A 17,088-nucleotide genomic window follows, 5' to 3' on the forward strand; every position below is an offset into this window, starting at 1 on the left:
TATTTTAATGAAAACGCGAGCTTTATTATGCAGATGTTCTGGGGTTTTTACCACAAGTGGTATTTGCTGGGGTAGTGCGCTGGGGTCCTCAAGGAAAGGACAAGCACTCGAAGTGTACTAGCCATCCTTGGCTGTTCCACTTCAACAGCTAGTCCTTTCCTTGAGGGGCGGGTGGACAAGCTCCTGGCTTAAGGAAATTGACAAGCCGTCCTTGGCTAGTCCATTTCCTTGGCCACAAGCTTGTCCACCCGCCTTTGATTAATCTAAAATAATCGTTAATTTAAAAAAGTTGAGTATACGCACGCATATATAATTTAATCATATCGTTAAAACTAAAAACGTATACCGCCGGTGGACAAGCCCAGGGCTGGTCCACCTTGAACAAGTTGTGATGAACCTACAACTTGCACAAGGTGGCTGGATTTTAAAATATACGTACGGAGTAAAAGTACGGAAACGATTCGTGCAAAAATATAATGTTTTATTATGAATTATTGTTGTTGCAATTAACTATAGGTTTCTGAGGCACGAAAAAGTAATGGTATAATTTATACACAAGTTGCGGCGCACTTGTAAAAATTTACGAAGGAACTGAAGGTTTATTAATAAGGGGGATTATTTTATGAAAGTAGCAGTTTTGTCCGATATTCATGGTAATGGAATAGCATTAAATTATGCAATAAGAGATTTGAAAAATTTAGGTATTAATAAACTTGTCATTTTAGGGGATGTGGTGATGAAAGGACCGATGCCTTCACAGGTTCTTGAAATGCTGAATGATAAGACTTTAGAGATTTTAGCATGGATTAAAGGTAATACAGATATGTGGTTTGAAGAAGTTTCAGAGACTTGGATACCTTCATCAGATAGAGAAAAGGAATTGTACTCATATTATAAATACGCAAAGGATAGTTTAAAAGAGGATCAAATATTATTTATTGAAAAATTGCCATTTGAATATTCATTTGTATTGAATGGAATTACAATACTTTGTGTTCATGGGACACCACAATCTATAGTTGAAGCAATTGATGGTAGCGTTTCAGAAGATGAAATTAAAAAAGCAATAAATGGTGTTAAGGAACAAGTAATTTTATGTGGACATTCTCACACTTCTTTTATAGGTGAGGTAGATGATAAAAAGATATTTAATGTTGGGAGTGTAGGTAATTCACTTGATGAAGATAATAGAATATCCTATGGTATATTAGATTTTTCAAAAAAAGAAATTAAATTAGTAAACAGACGGATTAGTTATCCAATAAATGAAATTATTGATATATCCATTAAAAATAATTTCCCTCTCTTGGATGAATATAAGAGCATTATATTGAACGCTTCTATGAATTAAAAATAGTATTTGCTATGTTGCATTTTTCATAAGAGACGACATAGTAAGAAAAGACGAAGTAAAGATTATTTACAAAAGATGCAGACAAATAGTAATTTGGTAATTTTAAAAAATAAGTTGAAATACATTTTAAAGCATTATATGATGAATTCAGGCATCGATGTACTCTATTAAAAAAGAAGGTAAGTTATGGATATTAATATTGAAATGATATCATCATATAAAATTGCTTATATACGAAGAATAGGTCCTTACGGTTCAGAAAATGTGCAAATAATGGAGCAATTAAAAAGTTGGGCTAGAGAAAAAAACTTATTTAATGAAAATTCAATTATATTAGGAATAGCCCAAGATAACCCTCAATTCACAGAACCTAAAGATTGTCGTTATGATACATGTTTAGTTGTTTCGGATGAATTTAAGGTTGAGTATAAGTATATTAATTTCGGAAAAATTATCGGTGGAAAACATTGCGTATTTAAAATAAGTCATACGGTAGATGCTATGCAAAAAGCATGGATGGAGATATTTTCGGAGTTATCAAAAAGAAATTATGAATTTGATGATAAAAGACCTATTCTTGAACGCTATGCAATGCAGATGATAAATAAGCATTATTGTGAAATTTGCGTACCAATATTATAAAAGAATATTAATACAAATTCCAATTTGTAGATTTGAATTAACATAATTTTAGACTCAGTTGTTTCGCATTTTGAATAGGTTTGGATTCAGATGTTGAGCCGATAAAAACTATCACCACAAGTATATACTTAAATGATGATAGTCACTAAAGTTGCTCAATTTCTGAAACAAGCTAAAGAACGATGCCACGTTTCCACTACTATGGGGATTCAATCTTTTCCCTCTTTCTGAAATTTGCTTTAACACTAAGAGTATTAACTTTAATTTCCACAAATGCATCTTAAATTCTTCTAAGTCTTGATTATTTTCTAAAAATAGACGTAATTTCCCACTACCCTAAATAAAGACGGTATGCTATTTTATTCTTTTGTAATCATTTTACCTTTACCACAGCAAGAACAGATATTTATATCTATCCCTGTAAGCTTTAAAAGAAGCTCCGCTGCACTTAACTTAACTTAACTTCTAAATTTTGATTTTTATTTTCTACTGCTCCTGTAAGTTCTTTGCATTTTTGAAGCTTAGTTGACCTATTTCTCTTGCTTAATATTCCATAATGTCTAATTTTAACAAACTTTCTTGATAAAACATGCATGAAAAATCTTCTAATAAATTCATCTAATGTAAGTGTCATAAACTTTTCTTTATTATGGTCTTTATAATCTCTCCATTTAAATGTTACATACCCTAGTATTGTTTACATCTAATACGCATCCTACTAGTAGTATTTGCTAGTGATATTTTAAAATCAAACAAATTTTATATTTAAAAACATTACCAATATAAAATAAGCTATAATTAAAAAAACAAATACATTTTGTTATCATAGAATCTAAAGAGTTTTTATATTAAATTATAAAGTGAAACTATAGTGAAACTATAGTTGTTATAGGCATACGGCAACCATTCATGTAAAAATGGGCCACTTCCCATTTTATGTAACAACTCAAGCCTTTTTATTGAAATCTTTCTCCCATAAACGACGGTATTTAATAATCAATAAATTCGTTAAATATAGTTTAGAAAAACCTGATAAAATGGTTATTAAAACTATTATCAAAAACATATTAACATTAACCACCCATTATGATAATATTATCATATGATTGGGAGGTGCTGCAATGGGTAAAAATTATAGCTATGGGTACGCAAGGGTGAGCACAGTTCAACAAGACTTAACCCGACAATTAGATATACTTAGTCAATATAATTGTATTGAGGTACTGACAGAAAAAATGTCGGGGACAAAAACAAACAGGCCTGAACTAATGCGCTTAAAAGATAAGGTAAGGGCAGGTGATACCATTATTGTAGAAAGCTTTTCTCGATTGGGAAGAAGTACACGGGATTTGATGGAGCTCGTAGACTATTTCAAGAGCAAGGGAATAATATTGGTAAGTATTAAAGAGAATTTTGATACAAATACGCCACAAGGAAATTTAATGCTTACAGTTTTTGAAGCATTTAGCCAATTTGAGAGGGATCTCATAGTGCAAAGGACAAAAGAAGGTTTAGAAAGTGCGAGAGCCAGAGGACGAAAAGGTGGTAGACCTAAAGTTAAAGAGAGAAATATTGAAAAAGCTTTAAAACTATACAATTCGAAAGAATATAGCATTAGTGAAATAGTAAAAATGTCTGGAATTAGTCAGGCAACGTTATATCGTTATATACAAAAACAAGGGAATCGTTCGGAAAACACTATTAATCCTACTAATGAAAAAATAGCACAAATCCTCATGAGCCTTAGAGTTGCGAATAATAATAAATTTGTTCGTGGAAAGAAAAAAGCCAAAGAAAATATTGAGAGATACTTGAAGTATTATTATAATATGAAAAAAGCATCCGCCTCGGATGATGACTACATAATTTTTGTGAAATATAAGGATATTGATGATTTGAAAAATACAGTATATGAGATATTCCGTGAATTAGAAAATGAAGCTGATGCAAAGAACTGTTTTACCGAAGGTGATGCTAGTTGTGATGAATTAAATTTGAATTGGTAAATTATAGTTTATGTAACGGGAATTTCTGTCCCATTACTACACAACCCCCAAATAGTATCAATGACAGGGATAAGTCAAATAACATTAGATCGGAATATTAGGAATTAATATTAATAATTTTTAGGCAATATGAAATATATGTATTTTCTATTGCCGTTTTGGTTCCATTGCTACACATACCCCTCTTACAACTCAACCATGGGGTAATCGTTCATTTTATTTTAGAGACTCAGATGGTAACTTAATTAATTTTTATACACGTACAAGATAAAAAGTAACAGAGTAATCTAATTCGTAATCTTCTAATATGTCGTAACAAATAACCTCATATCTAATTGATGTGGGATTTAATACATTTAGATTATATTAATATTCTGAAAGTAACACAATACTAATTGAGTTACTTTCATTGTGGGGCTATAGGCTAGATGTTCATATACAATAAATGCTGTGAAGTTTTGGTTTCACGGCATTTGTATTTTTAAATTCTTAGTTTAAGAATTTTTTTATAACAACTGCCAATAAAAAAGAAAAAATAGCAATAATCACTGACATTAATGCAACGTTTCTTATCATATTCTTAGGATAAATTTTTTTCTTATACTGATATATAATTGCTGGTAAACAGCTTAACAAAATTATCAATATTAAATCAAAACTTCCTTCATGGAACCTTATACACCTATACATAACATCAAGAAATATTGCGTATGTCATAAAATGAAATCCAATTTTGTAACTAGCATTTTCAACAGATGTTGTTCTTTCATCTTTTTCTACTAATTTATTAATCATTATTTTCACCCTCCTCAAAATAAAATAAATCTTCAAATTTTTTATCAAGTTTTTTAGAAAGGACTAATGCCACCTTTGCAGAAGGACAATATTGACCTGTTTCGATAGAACTAATTGTTTGTCTGGTTACACCTGCAAGTATAGCCAGTTCCTCCTGCGATAAATTTTTTTCAGCACGTGCAACTTTTAATCGGTTTTTTAGTTGTATATTTGGATTCAAACTATCATCTCCAGTAATTTAATAGTAACATATGCTTGTCAATATGTAAAGGTTACTTTGAATATTGACAATTAGGCTTATATTTAAGAACGATATAACATTTAAAAACATTCGTTGTATAATATTACAAATGGGAATATACTAAAATTAATAATAAATTTAATCTATAAAATAAAGAGGAGATGTTTTGAGTGAAAAAAATGAAATTTGCAGACATATTTTTTCTTTTTTTAGGTACAATAGGGTTACTGTTTGGAGGTGCTTTTGGAACTACGGGATATACGGTTTCAGCTATATGTATTATTTTATCTGCAATAATTTTTGTAGATACTAGAAAGAAAAAAGAGATTTTATAAAAAATGTTTATAATACATAAAAGGCAAATTAGAAATCACAAGTTAATTGACTTGTGGTTTTCTAATTTACCTTTTTTTCACTACTATATATATATTTTATTGGATTGTTTTTTTGTTAAATACAATGTATATTCATATTCTGAAAGTAACACAATAGCAATTGTGCTACTTTCACTTTGAGGCTATTGCCTATTCCTTGAAAATTTCAGTTTGAATGTAACTTAACGTATTGACTTGTTACGTTCAATGTATTATAAATCGATAATTATAATGCTAAGACGTCGCAGTCAAAGGCTAGTCCACATCAGATTTTCTCCTTCATACTTCATGCGAAAATCTGATGTGGCACAAGCTCTTTAACTGCTCCTGGTCCAAAAGGAAGCTTTGGACAATCTTACTCACTGCATTTAAGTAAAATAATCTATTAAGGTACCGTAACATGCATCTTTTTTTAGTATTAGCAGCAGTCAGTAAACTTGTCCAAAGCAAAAAAAATAATTCCCCCTTCCCCCAGGGGTAACACTTCCTGCGGCTTTGCCGCAGGAAGTGTTTTTGTCTTCAACATACCACTATCTTAAAAATTCAATACTTTTTTCAGATACATTAATGTTCGCTATGTTTCTAATTTAATAATTAACGTTAATTATCTTATTTCATATTTTTATTAAATATTCTTTTGATAATATGCTGCGATTGCTTCTTCAACTATAGTGGAATAATCTTTTTTCCTGTATTTAAATTTTAACTGGAATAACTGTTCTATAGCGGTTTCAGTTAACATAAAATTCTTTTTTTCTTTTTTCTTCTTTTCTTCTATTACTGGTTTAGGTATTTCTTCTTTTACTTGATTACTGGTTTCTTCCATGTTATTTATATCTTCTAAACTAGATAGAATCCCCTTACCTATATTTGCTAATCCTTTTATATCAGTTTTTTTGTTAGCCACGTTTAATGACCTCCTCTGCTAATTGTAAATATTCTTTATATGATCTTGATAATTTATCGTAAGTTGATAGTGGCTCCCGATTCATTTGGGATTTAACAACGCTCACACTTTGATGGATCATTGTTTCAAAAAGTTTTTTATCAAAAATATCTTTTAATTGATTACGAAACATTTGAGGAATAGTGCTTCTACTATCAACTCGTGTTAGCAGCACACCTTTAACTTTTAATTTACTATTAAACTTTTTAATTACAAGCTTTAACACATTGATAAGTTGTGCAAGGCCCTCCAATCCAAATACAGATGGCTCGAGTGGTATTAATAAGCTGGTAGATGCAACAAGAGCATTTATAGTTAGTAAATTCAAAGAGGGGCTACAATCTATTAATATATAGTCATATTCGCTTATGTTAGCGAGAGATTGTTTTAACATTAATTCTTTATCTATAATTTCCGCAAGTTCACCTTCAAAATTTGATAGTCCCATATCTGAACAAATTATATCCAAATTACTTCATCTATCGCAGCTTCTTTGATAAGCAAATGGTGTATGTTTTTCTTCTTTTCTTCTTTTACCTCTATACTCTTTGTTAAATTAGCTTGGCTATCTAAATCTAACAAAAGAACTTTCTTCCCAAGGTGAACTAAACAACTACCCAGATTAAGAGTGGCGGTGGTTTTTGCCACGCCTCCCTTTTGGTTTACAACGGATATTATACCGTTATAGGAAAATCTCAAAAATAAGGGTGCCAGACTTTGGTATTCTTATTTTTTTATAGGCAATATAGATTGCCGTAATGTTTGTTGATAATCTGTGGAGAATTTCGGTATATACCTTCAAAACAACAATAAATACAACTTATTTATGGTTAGGTTCCTTGTTGTTGTTTTAGATGTTTTAACATCTTTTTGTTTTAAATGTTTTAGACAAACCTCAAAGCATTGATATGACTAACTTTAAAAAGCTAACTATGAGCTTTGCATACCTAACTATGAGTTTTGCATACCCAAAGTAACTTTAACTATGAGTTTTACATACCTAAATATAAGCTGGTATTTACATTCACATAGTTGTGATATAAGCTTTGAATTTGAAGAAAAAAAGACTAGTAGGAAAATAACTTCAATTAAATTTTACATAACCAGTAATAAAAATACTTGTATAAGTGAAATAGCAGCTACACTGGCAGAGCCTAAACCAAAGCCACAACAAAACATTGACCATATTAAACTTATAAAAGAGATTATAAAAGAAGAAATAACAGACCAGGAGGCACAAAGCATATTGATTAGTGCCAATGGAGATATAAATATAATTAAAGAAAAATATAGATGTTCTCAAAGAGCAGCTAAAATTACAAATATGGTTGGTTGGCTTATTGATGCAATAAAAAAAGATTACAAGCCGCCTATAAGCAAAGTTAAAGTTGGTAAATTCAATGATTACGCGCAAAGAGAATATGATTTTGATAAATTGGAGAAGAAATTACTCGGATGGGAATAGATGAATGTTATATAATTAGTTTAGAATAATCAAGGGTGTAGCCATATGTTAGCTATACCTTTTTTGTTTTTATTTTTATTTTCAAAAAAACCGCAAAACTTCTGGAAGAGCATATATATTCAGTGAAAACAAATTGAAAGGAGTGATTAACATGGCAGTTAAATCATCTCCTGCGGAGCTGTAATTAACGACTTCAGAAGGAGATTTAGACTCCTTCTGAAGTTTTTTTTTTGTTATAGTTTGTGCCCCCCACTTATAGAAGTGGGAGACTTTCCTTCTGAAATGTCGTTAAATCAACAAGGGTAGCAAGTTCCTTAAAGCTTACTGTGATAGTGGGTATTGACAAGAAAGGCAAAGAGAAACATGGAACAAAAAAAATGGGTAATATAAAAACTACTGCAGTGGATGCAGACCTTTTTGCTGTAGGACAAGCTATTTCTAACATTAAAAATTATCCATTAGTTGGAATAGACAGAGAAGACGAGTTCAGCTTAGTTAATGCTTAGCTATTAGCTAAAAAGAGAAAGGCCTAAACTGAAAACCAGTGGGTTAATTAATTAAAAGGAGGAAAAGTGACATGAATAAATTAGTTATGAGATTTTTAACATCTGTAGACGGTAAGTATTTTACTTTAGCTGTAGATGACATTAAAGTTGATGAAAAAGGAGTTCCAACTGTAACATCTGCGCAAACAAATGCTCTTATGGATTTAGTTATTGCAAAAGATATATTTGCATCCGCTAGTGGCAAATTAACTGGCAAGAAAGATGCTAAGATAGTTGTTACTGATACTAATGAAGTTGAGATAGCATAGTAAAAAGATTTCACTAAGGGATTAACCTTGGTGGAATCTTTTTTTTGTTTAAATAATTGTAGCTATAGGTGGAGTAGATTTACTTATTTTGATTTCAATAGAGATGCAAAACTATAGGGGCAGCTATGGGTTTGTTATTATTTAAGAACATTGTCTAGGAGAAGTCTTACGGCTTCACTTTTAGTTATGTTGTTAGCATTTTTGAAGCTCCCTAAGGATTTGGATAATTCTTCACTTATTCTTATATGGATCAATTCACTTTTAGAGTTTTCAATTTTCTTTCTGCCTCTTGCCATAATATCACCTCATAATATTTGTGCTACATAAAATAAGCTTATAGATAGCCAATTTAATTATGTAATACAATAATTATTATAATATATATATTTACAAATATTACCATAAATACAAATAGAAATATTACAAAATCTAATTATTAGCAGACACCAGAGAAGTTGCGGAGTTGTCTACTAATTCAATACTAAAGGTGATGATTTATGAAAGCAAGTTTTGCCAGGTATCTTTACCTACAATTCCATCGGCCACTAATTTATTATTTTGCTGATAGGTCTTAACAAGTCTTATAGTTTCATTTCCGTAAATGCCATCAGTAGAGCTTCCAATTCTCCATTGGATATATCTTATAGCTGTTTTATAGACCGTAAGCTTAAGGCTGCATAGTGGCTTTTCCATAATACTTTTTACTTCAGATAATACTTCCTGTCCCAATATGCGATACATAGAAAGGCCTAGTATGTCTTGAAGCTTTTTAATTGCGCATAATGTTTGTATTTAAAAGTATAATTTGCAATACATAAATATGTATATTATGTTGATTTTTAATGTATTTTGTGTTAAATTGGAATAGATGGGAATTTCATTGATAAGTAATTACTTATTAGAATATAAAATTTAATTATACAGGGAGTAATGAAATTGAAAAAAAGAAATTATTAACTAGTTTTGCTTTATCTTGTGCAGTTTTACTTAGTTTATCAAGTAGTGTAAGTGCTACTTCAACGACGACGGTAGCTATTTCTTGGCAGATGGAATTAAATCCTTATGGAAGTGGAGCAAGTGGCTGCAATGATACAGGAAAACTTTGGTTTTAATTTTTTAGAAATGCGGATATACTAGTTAACTAATAATAATTATTTTTGTAAAAACATGCAGTAAATTATTTTACTGCATGTTTTTACAAATTTTATACGACAATTTTACTAAAGGGAGTATTTAAATGAATAATTTAATAAAAAGTAATTTTAAAATATTTTTTAAAAGTATATATTTATCTTTAGCATTTTTACTGTTTTTCGTTATAGTAAATGCATATTTGATTTTTAGTATTTATAATCTAAACATACACAAAGATGCCTTTTATTTTTTACAGTATAGTCAACGGATTAGCATGATTTATTTTGTTTTTTTTACTTTTATAACTTATGAGTATTTAATTAAAAGTAAAAATGAAAATCTCTTAGAATGCCTTTTAGTTTTAAACAAAGGAAACTTAAAGTTATATTTTTCAAAAATTATAGTTCTTATAATAATTATATTAATTATGACCTTAAATATTATTGTATATAACTTTAGTGTATATATTGCAATGAATATATACTTTGAACCTTATTTAGTTCACATCGTATTGAATAATGTTTTGAATATATTCCTAGTTTCAATTTTTGCTATGTGTCTTGGAAGTGTTATATCCTTATATTTAAAAAGGTTTCTTGCATATGCTGTAATGATACTTTTAATAATTTTAATAAGCCCAATTTTTGATTATGTACCTTATATACTTTTTATGGGTTATGGCATTAATATATATCCCTTCAGAGAAATATTAAATATTTTACCGCCTAATTTAAATTGGGATGGAGATTTATTATATGGATTATCTATAGAACCTTATAGGTGGAATCTATTATCATTTTTGATAAGCTTCATGAGTTTCCTTTTAATTTTAAAATTAAATAAGAAAAAACATAAATATTTAAATTTTATAGCTATAGGATTAATAATACTCTCACTCTTCAATTTTTATGGATATACGAAATCAGGTAGTATTGTAAAGAAAGATTATAACCCTAGAAGCTACGTAGCTTTCGATGAGTTGTATTACGCAAATGACATTCAAAAAGAAGAGAAGGTATCATTTAAAATTTCAGCTTATAATATGAATTTTACTATAAATAGACAACTACAGAGTAATGTAAGTATTTACTTAGATGAGAAAAAGCCTTTAAGCACTTACAAATTTACACTTTATAGAAATTATAAAATAGAGAAAATTATCGGTAAAAATAGTGAAATTTTGGAATATAAAAGAGATGGAGATTATTTCGAGATAACTAACCCCACTAATGAAAAACTGGAGAAAATCACAATTTTATATGGTGGATATAGTCCTGTGTTTTACAGTAACGCTCAAGGTGTGTTACTACCAGGATGTTTTCCATACTATCCAATAGAAGGCTATAAAAGAATATATATAAAAGAGGAATCTAGATTTATTCCAATAATAAGGGATTATAATACTAAATTTGAGGTAACTGTAAAATCAAATTTAAATATTTACTCAAATCTACAAAAAAGTAATAATAGATTTTCAGGTGAGGCACAAGAATTAACCTTAATCGGTGGATTTATGAAAGAAAAAGCCACTAAAAACAATGTTTTTTATGAACTTATATTGAGCAAAATGGATAAAAATAGATTTTCTGATATAAACAAGACATTGAAATTATATAAGGAACTACTTTCAGAACCCGAGGAGTTTAATATTAGCAATAAAAAAATATTTCAATCACCGGCAGCACTTTCTTCTAAAGTTATTGGTAATGGTACATTAATGTTTAGAGATCACATTTTTGTAAATGATTTAAATAAAAAAGAATTATCACTTGGATTAATAAAGTCGACATTACCACAAGATACAAAAAAAAGAAAAATTAATAACGTATTATTTTATTATCTTGAAGATAAAGATAGTTTTACAAACAACGTTAAAGAATGGAGTAAAAATAACGATCCATTTTTCGAAATACATAGTTTGTTTTTTAAAAAAATAAATGAACTAGGAGAAGCTTACGTTATTAAAAGTACTTATAAATTTTTAAAAGATAAAAATGACGAAAGAGATTCAATAACATTTATTAAAAATTTAAGTAATTAGGGGGATTCAAATGTTAGAAATTTTAGAGTTGCATAAATCTTTTGGAAAAAAAGAAGTATTGAAAGGAATTTCCATAAATTTAAAAACGGGGGTTTATGGACTTTTAGGTACAAATGGAGCAGGTAAAACTACATTGTTGAGGTGTATAGTTAATTTATACAATATTAATAAAGGAAAGATAAAGTTTCAGGAAAAAGACATTGTAAATAATAGTACATTTTCTAAAAATATTGGTTACTTACCTCAAAAATTCGGATTATTTAAAGAATTAACAGTATATGAAATGTTAGAGTATTTTGCCATACTAAAAAAACTACCTAAAGAACTAATAGACTCATATATCAAAAATAGTATTAAAATAGTTAATTTAGAAGATAAGATTCATGATAAGACATCAACATTGTCTGGTGGAATGATTAGGCGGGTAGGTATTGCTCAAGCAATATTAGGAAATCCTAAAATAATAGTTTTTGACGAACCAACTGCCGGTCTTGATCCAGAAGAGAGAATACGATTTAAAAATTTATTATCTTATATAAAAAAAGATAAAATAATTATAGTTTCTACCCACATTGTAGAAGATGTAGAAGCGTGTTGTGATAAAATAATAATTATGAATGATGGTAAAATAATTATTGAGGGAAATAGTGGGGACATTAAATCAATAGCAAATGGAAAGGTTTTTGAAGTTGATGAAGGAACAAAAATTAATTGTAACCACTTTGTTGAAAAAATTTTTGAGAGAGATGGTAAAAACTTTTTAAGAGTAATTTCAAGTGAAAAGGTAGCACATACAAATGTAGAAGCCACTATAGAAGATGGATACATGTGTCTATTAAAGGGAATATAAATCTATGATAAAAATTACATATTTTTCTCTCAAAAATCTAAAAATTTACTATTTTGTTCCTTTAATTATTTTATACATTTTTATTCCAATTTTAAATATTGGAATGGTTAATCTATCAGGAAATATTGAAAATGCTTATGTATTAGTATTTTCAGAAGCGGAAAAGTACATACCTATTCTATCTTTGTGGTGGATTACCTTTGTGTTTAAAGAATACATTGAAGAAGACGGAAATGAGATTTTATATTGCATCGAGGATTCAGGAAAAGTTAAAATTCATCATATAGCTTTATTATTTGCTTGGTATATCATACATGTTAGTGTTCTTTTTTTAGTATACAGTATGTTTTGGGATAATGTATTTTTAGAATTTATAAAGACGATTATTCAATGCTTCTTTTTTACTTCTGTAGCATACATGTTAATGTATACTTTAAAGTCAACTACTATAAGTTTTATGTTTTTACTTATATATGAACTGTTATCTATTTTTATAAATTCTAATTTTTTTAATTATATAAATATATTCGAAAATGGTGAAAAAATATCATTACAAGCTATCACTACAAAATATTCTGTATTTTTTATAGTAGGAACTTTATTTTTAATCATTGGTGTATATAAAAACAAAAAAATTTATTATTAAACTTGGATTAGTTGGTAACTAAGGAAAGTGGAAGTTAAACAAGTACATTGTGTAGTGGGGCGATTTAATAGATTGTAATACTTGTAGCATCTCTTTTTCCGGAGTGGAGAGAAAAAAATAATTACACCGATCTTCATGCGTAAAAAGCGGTCTGCCATAAATGGTCTCTAATTCATCATCACCGAGAATTCCAAGACGTTTTTGATCAGCATCACTCTGTCGATTTCTCCTTTCTGCGGCAGGCGTAAGCAGCAAACTAACGCTAGTCCTTCTTATTTTTGAAAGTTACACAATCAGATTGTGTAACTTTCACTTTCCTTATTTTTCAACGGTTTGCAGGATTTCATATATAATACTATGTAACTTTAGCAAATGGTAAAATTGGAGGAAATTTAATGAATAGCGTTGAGCCAATTAGAGAGATAAAAACAATAAAAAATATACGTTCTATTTTAAAAGGTCAATCAGTAAGAAATGAATTACTTTTCATATTTGGAATTAATGTAGGACTTCGAATTAGTGACATATTGAAATTGAAGATAGGAGATTTAGTAAAATCAAACCTTAAAACTGTAAGGGATTATGTAATTATTACAGAAAAGAAAACAGTTAAAACAAAGAAGTTTTATATCGGTGATATAGTGAAAAAGGTTATTGAAAATTATATTAAAGAATTATCTAATTTAGATATGAATAATTATGTGTTTCAAAGTAGAAAGGGTGAAAATATATATAAAAACACTAATATACCTTCTATACATATATTATACCATAAAATTCCACAAATTATAAGACTTATAATTTGTGTATTATTACTGTATCATTACAAATATGAATTAAATTTAATTATTAGGGGGTAATTTCATGAACATTGTGTACAGACAAACTCAACTTTACAAATTCTTAAACCATTGCCAGGATATTTCCTTAGAAAAAACGGTATTAGATTGTGGAGCAGGAGGAAACTGCCCACCCCTAGGACTTTTTCATGAATTTGGATATGAGACCTATGGAATAGATCTAGATGATACCCAAGTCCAAAAAGCCAAAGAATTTGAACTGCTTCACGGAATGATACTAAATATCGCCAAAGGTGATATGAGACACCTACCCTTCGAAGATAATTCAATTTCCTTTGTATATTCCTATAATTCAATCTTTCATATGAAAAAACAAGATATAGCCCTTGCCGTTAATGAAATTAAAAGAGTACTTAAACCTAATGGCTTATGCTTCATTAATTTTCTTTCACTGAATAACTTTGGATTTGAAAAGGGTGAAAAAGCTGGTGAAAATGAATTCCTTGAAGATGAAGATGGTGAAAAAGTTCTTCATTCATATTTTGATATAAATGAAGGTGACCAATATTTTAGTGATATGAATATATTATTGAAAGAGAATAGAACCTTGGAAAGAATATATGAAGGCAAAATGATAACTCAAGGATATATTGATTATATAGTAAAAAAATAAAAAAGTTTATATCCCATCCTGAATCTTTAGAAACAGCAAACAATTTTTTATTACTATACCAGCTATCACATAAAACATAACCTTCATTTACTGGCTGTGGTAAGGATTTTATAAACTCAATTGCCATTTGAATTTTACTCATATTTTCTTTATCGTAGATTGCCATAGTATATGGCAAAACAAGAGTATCACACAATAACATAACGGTAACTAATTGATGACCATAAACTGTTTTACCTTTTAAATGAGAATGGTGGAATCCACATTTTTCAGTAGGTTTCTTAGCCTTTGACGAGGGCACTGTCTTCTCTGAAATAGTGTCATCTATTACGATATGAATAGGTTTACCAGTTATTTTAGACGTCTCCCATATTCTCATAATTACACGTTTTTTAAGGGCCTTTTTAACAAAATCCTCATCCCATGGACTCTCAGATAAAAACTTTCCAATATTAGTCCTATGCCTAACCGGCATAAAGTCTGAAACGTCAGTTACTTTTCCACAGTAGCCTTTTGTCACCATAGAATTTATAAATAATATCAGATGATGAATTTGAGGCCTTGTGAGATAAAGAGTAATTTTTAATTCAATTAAAAATTTGTATATTGCCGATGATTTTGTTACAATTGAGTTGTTAAACATTTATGTTTTCTCCTTAGTTATGTTTTTGTGTAGTAACTTAATTATAACAGGAGATTTCATAGATGTTTTTCTTTTTTTTGACGTCTGGAAATTAATGGAGCTGTTTTCGCTCATTTATAGTTTTAGTTATTAAATGTAAAAAAATAGAGTAAATCATTCGATATAATAAAGGTTATAGAGAAGCAAAAAATAAAATTACTAACTCGCAAAAGTTAGTAATTTTATTTTTTAATAGGTTCTAAAGACTAAATGAAATGTAGCTCAAGTACTATGAGTTTCATTCTGAGTCCATAACATTCTTTGATGAATTAATTCATTTTTATTCTTTTCAGTGAATCATAAATAAGTAAATGGTGGTATTACTTAAATTCCACCATTTACTTATTAGCCTTAAGATATCATAATAGATCCGGTTCCTGTACAATTTTGATCAATATAGTTGGTTATGGTTTTGATGTCTCTATCAAATAATCTGATACAACCCTGTGTGTTCCAAAGACTACTTTGATCTCTTCCGCCATGAATTTGAAGACCAGTTCTTCCATATGTCGTATATGCTAATCCTAGATTTCCAGACATAGGTGAAATTAAATTAATTCTTCTGTTAGGTCCATAATGTACTGTATCGCCTGGGGCAATTGTATTACCGTGAGCGCATCCAGTTGGCGTGTCTCCATCTGAATGATTCCAAGGATATCCATTTATACCTTGACCTTTGCATTCACAAGAATGCTTAAATACAGTAATATCTCTTTCATTAACCGCGTCAAAAGCACAGAAATTTAAAGTTCCATTTTGAGAACGATTTGTTGGTAATGTCTATATACCAGCTATGACTCATAAAATATACCTCATGAAATTATAATTTATTTTTGATAATCGATTATCGTTTACAATTATAAAAGAGAAAAGTATCTTTCAAATGTAAACCTAATATTAATAAAACAGTTCAAAATTTACTTTAATTAGTATATATTGTAAAAAAGGAAATATTTTATTAAGGTGGAGGAATTTAATGAATAAAAAAATGATAATTACTTTATTGTGTATTTTCATGACTATCACTTTAGTGGCATGTACAGTTAAAAAAAATAATAAGGTTGAAAATCCTGTAGTAGCTAGCAGCACTCAGATTAAAAGTTACGAAGCAGTTTACAATTGGTCAATAAGCTCAGATAAAAATAATCCTGAACAAATAAAAAAAGTATTGAAAATACTTTATGATGTAGATTTTAAAAAACTGTATGAATTGGAACAGAGCAAAGGAAAAGAGATTCAATTTTATGAGCCTTTTTACAATTATCCCAATCATAATTTTGAAACAATTCAAAATATATTTGATGCCAAAACCGATGGTGCTATTTCAGCAGATTTCTCCTATCTTATTTTTAATTTATATAAAAAAAGCAATGTGAAACCAATTATAGAAAAAGTGGTTAGCTCTAATCCCAAATATAAGGAAAAATTAGATTCCATCATAAAATTTGAATCTCAATAAGGATGAAGTAATAGCATAAGAGGAAGACCAGAGGCTTTATGCTACCTTAGAGAAATTAGATCCAGTTGAAAAAGACGTTGTTTCGAGATTTTACTTACACTACGATAGTCTTCGGGAAATAGCCTGTGATGGTGATAAGAGTTATGCTCACTATAGAAAGATTAAA

General features: G+C 29.0%; 21 protein-coding genes and 2 pseudogenes. 13 read left to right on the forward strand and 10 right to left on the reverse strand.

The window, feature by feature from the left end:
• The first annotated feature begins 622 nt into the window (after positions 1-622).
• Both G9F71_RS26460 and G9F71_RS26465 read left to right on the forward strand, forming a co-directional pair.
• The gene (locus tag G9F71_RS26460; RefSeq protein WP_164951966.1) at positions 623-1,351 is read left to right on the forward strand and encodes a metallophosphoesterase family protein; all 729 of its coding nucleotides are present in this window, start codon (positions 623-625) and stop codon (positions 1,349-1,351) included.
• Positions 1,352-1,540: 189 nt separating this feature from the next.
• Positions 1,541-1,996, forward strand: a complete 456-nt coding sequence (locus G9F71_RS26465) for a GyrI-like domain-containing protein (protein ID WP_164951965.1) — start codon at positions 1,541-1,543, stop codon at positions 1,994-1,996.
• A 448-nt stretch (positions 1,997-2,444) separates the two neighbouring features.
• Here the strand turns inward: G9F71_RS26465 and G9F71_RS27815 are convergent, their stop codons facing one another.
• Complete coding sequence (locus G9F71_RS27815; RefSeq protein WP_411956144.1) at positions 2,445-2,630, reverse strand: transposase; 186 nt, start codon at positions 2,628-2,630, stop codon at positions 2,445-2,447.
• Between the two features lie 487 nt (positions 2,631-3,117).
• Here G9F71_RS27815 and G9F71_RS27820 point away from each other — a divergent pair, with 487 nt between their 5' ends.
• On the forward strand, positions 3,118-4,002 hold the full coding sequence (locus G9F71_RS27820; protein ID WP_164951964.1) for a recombinase family protein: 885 nt from the start codon (positions 3,118-3,120) through the stop codon (positions 4,000-4,002).
• Positions 4,003-4,491: 489 nt separating this feature from the next.
• On the opposite strand, the gene G9F71_RS26480 is transcribed toward G9F71_RS27820, so the two are convergent.
• Both G9F71_RS26480 and G9F71_RS26485 read right to left on the reverse strand, forming a co-directional pair.
• Entirely contained in the window at positions 4,492-4,797 is a 306-nt protein-coding gene (locus G9F71_RS26480; RefSeq protein ID WP_164951963.1) for a hypothetical protein, read from the reverse strand.
• Positions 4,790-5,017, reverse strand: coding sequence for a helix-turn-helix transcriptional regulator (locus G9F71_RS26485; RefSeq protein WP_164951962.1), 228 nt, complete (start codon positions 5,015-5,017; stop codon positions 4,790-4,792). The genes G9F71_RS26480 and G9F71_RS26485 overlap by 8 nt, the downstream gene beginning before the upstream one ends.
• 191 nt (positions 5,018-5,208) lie before the next feature.
• Between G9F71_RS26485 and G9F71_RS26490 the strand changes: the two genes are divergently transcribed.
• Complete coding sequence (locus G9F71_RS26490; protein ID WP_164951961.1) at positions 5,209-5,373, forward strand: hypothetical protein; 165 nt, start codon at positions 5,209-5,211, stop codon at positions 5,371-5,373.
• Between the two features lie 664 nt (positions 5,374-6,037).
• Here the strand turns inward: G9F71_RS26490 and G9F71_RS26495 are convergent.
• The 3 genes and pseudogenes from G9F71_RS26495 to G9F71_RS27830 form a co-directional block, all read right to left on the reverse strand.
• Entirely contained in the window at positions 6,038-6,319 is a 282-nt protein-coding gene (locus G9F71_RS26495) for a hypothetical protein (RefSeq protein WP_164951960.1), read from the reverse strand.
• Positions 6,312-6,584, reverse strand: a complete 273-nt coding sequence (locus G9F71_RS27825; protein ID WP_411956145.1) for a ParA family protein — start codon at positions 6,582-6,584, stop codon at positions 6,312-6,314. The genes G9F71_RS26495 and G9F71_RS27825 overlap by 8 nt, the downstream gene beginning before the upstream one ends.
• A 15-nt stretch (positions 6,585-6,599) precedes the next feature.
• Positions 6,600-7,006 (reverse strand): annotated as a pseudogene (locus G9F71_RS27830) (ParA family protein); the annotation flags it as partial.
• Positions 7,007-7,343: 337 nt separating this feature from the next.
• On the opposite strand from G9F71_RS27830, the gene G9F71_RS26505 reads away from it, so the two are divergent.
• The 3 genes and pseudogenes from G9F71_RS26505 (at position 7,344) to G9F71_RS26515 (ending at position 8,637) form a co-directional block, all read left to right on the forward strand.
• A complete protein-coding gene (locus tag G9F71_RS26505) occupies positions 7,344-7,823 on the forward strand; it encodes a hypothetical protein (protein ID WP_164951959.1) in 480 nt (159 codons plus the stop codon).
• Between the two features lie 314 nt (positions 7,824-8,137).
• Positions 8,138-8,329, forward strand: a pseudogene (locus tag G9F71_RS26510) (DUF1659 domain-containing protein); the annotation flags it as partial.
• 71 nt (positions 8,330-8,400) lie between these two features.
• Positions 8,401-8,637 carry a DUF2922 domain-containing protein gene (locus tag G9F71_RS26515; protein ID WP_164951957.1) on the forward strand — a complete coding sequence of 79 codons (237 nt, stop codon included), beginning with the start codon at positions 8,401-8,403 and terminating at the stop codon, positions 8,635-8,637.
• A gap of 137 nt (positions 8,638-8,774) precedes the next feature.
• Here the strand turns inward: G9F71_RS26515 and G9F71_RS26520 are convergent, their stop codons facing one another.
• Positions 8,775-8,933, reverse strand: a complete 159-nt coding sequence (locus tag G9F71_RS26520; RefSeq protein ID WP_164951956.1) for a hypothetical protein — start codon at positions 8,931-8,933, stop codon at positions 8,775-8,777.
• Positions 8,934-9,132: 199 nt separating this feature from the next.
• The gene (locus G9F71_RS26525) at positions 9,133-9,378 is read right to left on the reverse strand and encodes a peptidoglycan-binding domain-containing protein (protein WP_220322849.1); all 246 of its coding nucleotides are present in this window, start codon (positions 9,376-9,378) and stop codon (positions 9,133-9,135) included.
• Positions 9,379-9,874: 496 nt separating this feature from the next.
• Between G9F71_RS26525 and G9F71_RS26530 the strand changes: the two genes are divergently transcribed.
• From G9F71_RS26530 to G9F71_RS26550, 5 genes are all read left to right on the forward strand, one after another.
• The gene (locus G9F71_RS26530; protein ID WP_164951954.1) at positions 9,875-11,812 is read left to right on the forward strand and encodes an ABC transporter permease; all 1,938 of its coding nucleotides are present in this window, start codon (positions 9,875-9,877) and stop codon (positions 11,810-11,812) included.
• 10 nt (positions 11,813-11,822) lie between these two features.
• Positions 11,823-12,662, forward strand: coding sequence for an ATP-binding cassette domain-containing protein (locus G9F71_RS26535; RefSeq protein WP_164951953.1), 840 nt, complete (start codon positions 11,823-11,825; stop codon positions 12,660-12,662).
• A gap of 4 nt (positions 12,663-12,666) precedes the next feature.
• Complete coding sequence (locus tag G9F71_RS26540) at positions 12,667-13,308, forward strand: ABC transporter permease (RefSeq protein WP_164951952.1); 642 nt, start codon at positions 12,667-12,669, stop codon at positions 13,306-13,308.
• A gap of 395 nt (positions 13,309-13,703) precedes the next feature.
• A complete protein-coding gene (locus tag G9F71_RS26545) occupies positions 13,704-14,168 on the forward strand; it encodes a tyrosine-type recombinase/integrase (RefSeq protein ID WP_164951951.1) in 465 nt (154 codons plus the stop codon).
• 4 nt (positions 14,169-14,172) lie between these two features.
• On the forward strand, positions 14,173-14,781 hold the full coding sequence (locus tag G9F71_RS26550) for a class I SAM-dependent methyltransferase (RefSeq protein WP_164951950.1): 609 nt from the start codon (positions 14,173-14,175) through the stop codon (positions 14,779-14,781).
• Here the strand turns inward: G9F71_RS26550 and G9F71_RS26555 are convergent.
• On the reverse strand, positions 14,678-15,424 hold the full coding sequence (locus tag G9F71_RS26555; protein WP_164951949.1) for a transposase: 747 nt from the start codon (positions 15,422-15,424) through the stop codon (positions 14,678-14,680). The genes G9F71_RS26550 and G9F71_RS26555 overlap by 104 nt on opposite strands.
• A 390-nt stretch (positions 15,425-15,814) precedes the next feature.
• Positions 15,815-16,003: a murein L,D-transpeptidase gene (locus tag G9F71_RS26560; RefSeq protein WP_164951948.1), complete on the reverse strand. Its 189-nt coding sequence runs from the start codon at positions 16,001-16,003 to the stop codon at positions 15,815-15,817.
• 436 nt (positions 16,004-16,439) lie between these two features.
• Here G9F71_RS26560 and G9F71_RS26565 point away from each other — a divergent pair, with 436 nt between their 5' ends.
• Positions 16,440-16,922 (forward strand): hypothetical protein, encoded by a 483-nt coding sequence (locus G9F71_RS26565; protein WP_164951947.1) that lies wholly within the window; start codon positions 16,440-16,442, stop codon positions 16,920-16,922.
• Positions 16,923-17,088: the final 166 nt, after the last annotated feature.

This window comes from Clostridium sp. FP2, from assembly GCF_011065955.2.
In the GTDB taxonomy this organism is placed as follows: Bacteria; Bacillota; Clostridia; order Clostridiales; family Clostridiaceae; genus Clostridium_AD; species Clostridium_AD tagluense.

Coding starts and splice junctions, on each gene's coding strand:
- G9F71_RS27815 (WP_411956144.1), bottom strand. CDS start 2,630: ATGACACTTACATTAGATGAATTTATTAGAAGATTTTTCATGCATGTT.
- G9F71_RS26515 (WP_164951957.1), top strand. CDS start 8,401: ATGAATAAATTAGTTATGAGATTTTTAACATCTGTAGACGGTAAGTAT.
- G9F71_RS27820 (WP_164951964.1), top strand. CDS start 3,118: ATGGGTAAAAATTATAGCTATGGGTACGCAAGGGTGAGCACAGTTCAA.
- G9F71_RS26480 (WP_164951963.1), bottom strand. CDS start 4,797: ATGATTAATAAATTAGTAGAAAAAGATGAAAGAACAACATCTGTTGAA.
- G9F71_RS26545 (WP_164951951.1), top strand. CDS start 13,704: ATGAATAGCGTTGAGCCAATTAGAGAGATAAAAACAATAAAAAATATA.
- G9F71_RS26460 (WP_164951966.1), top strand. CDS start 623: ATGAAAGTAGCAGTTTTGTCCGATATTCATGGTAATGGAATAGCATTA.
- G9F71_RS26520 (WP_164951956.1), bottom strand. CDS start 8,933: ATGGCAAGAGGCAGAAAGAAAATTGAAAACTCTAAAAGTGAATTGATC.
- G9F71_RS26550 (WP_164951950.1), top strand. CDS start 14,173: ATGAACATTGTGTACAGACAAACTCAACTTTACAAATTCTTAAACCAT.
- G9F71_RS26565 (WP_164951947.1), top strand. CDS start 16,440: ATGAATAAAAAAATGATAATTACTTTATTGTGTATTTTCATGACTATC.
- G9F71_RS26535 (WP_164951953.1), top strand. CDS start 11,823: ATGTTAGAAATTTTAGAGTTGCATAAATCTTTTGGAAAAAAAGAAGTA.
- G9F71_RS26465 (WP_164951965.1), top strand. CDS start 1,541: ATGGATATTAATATTGAAATGATATCATCATATAAAATTGCTTATATA.
- G9F71_RS26505 (WP_164951959.1), top strand. CDS start 7,344: ATGAGTTTTACATACCTAAATATAAGCTGGTATTTACATTCACATAGT.
- G9F71_RS26525 (WP_220322849.1), bottom strand. CDS start 9,378: ATGTATCGCATATTGGGACAGGAAGTATTATCTGAAGTAAAAAGTATT.
- G9F71_RS26530 (WP_164951954.1), top strand. CDS start 9,875: ATGAATAATTTAATAAAAAGTAATTTTAAAATATTTTTTAAAAGTATA.
- G9F71_RS26555 (WP_164951949.1), bottom strand. CDS start 15,424: ATGTTTAACAACTCAATTGTAACAAAATCATCGGCAATATACAAATTT.
- G9F71_RS26560 (WP_164951948.1), bottom strand. CDS start 16,003: ATGTCTGGAAATCTAGGATTAGCATATACGACATATGGAAGAACTGGT.
- G9F71_RS26540 (WP_164951952.1), top strand. CDS start 12,667: ATGATAAAAATTACATATTTTTCTCTCAAAAATCTAAAAATTTACTAT.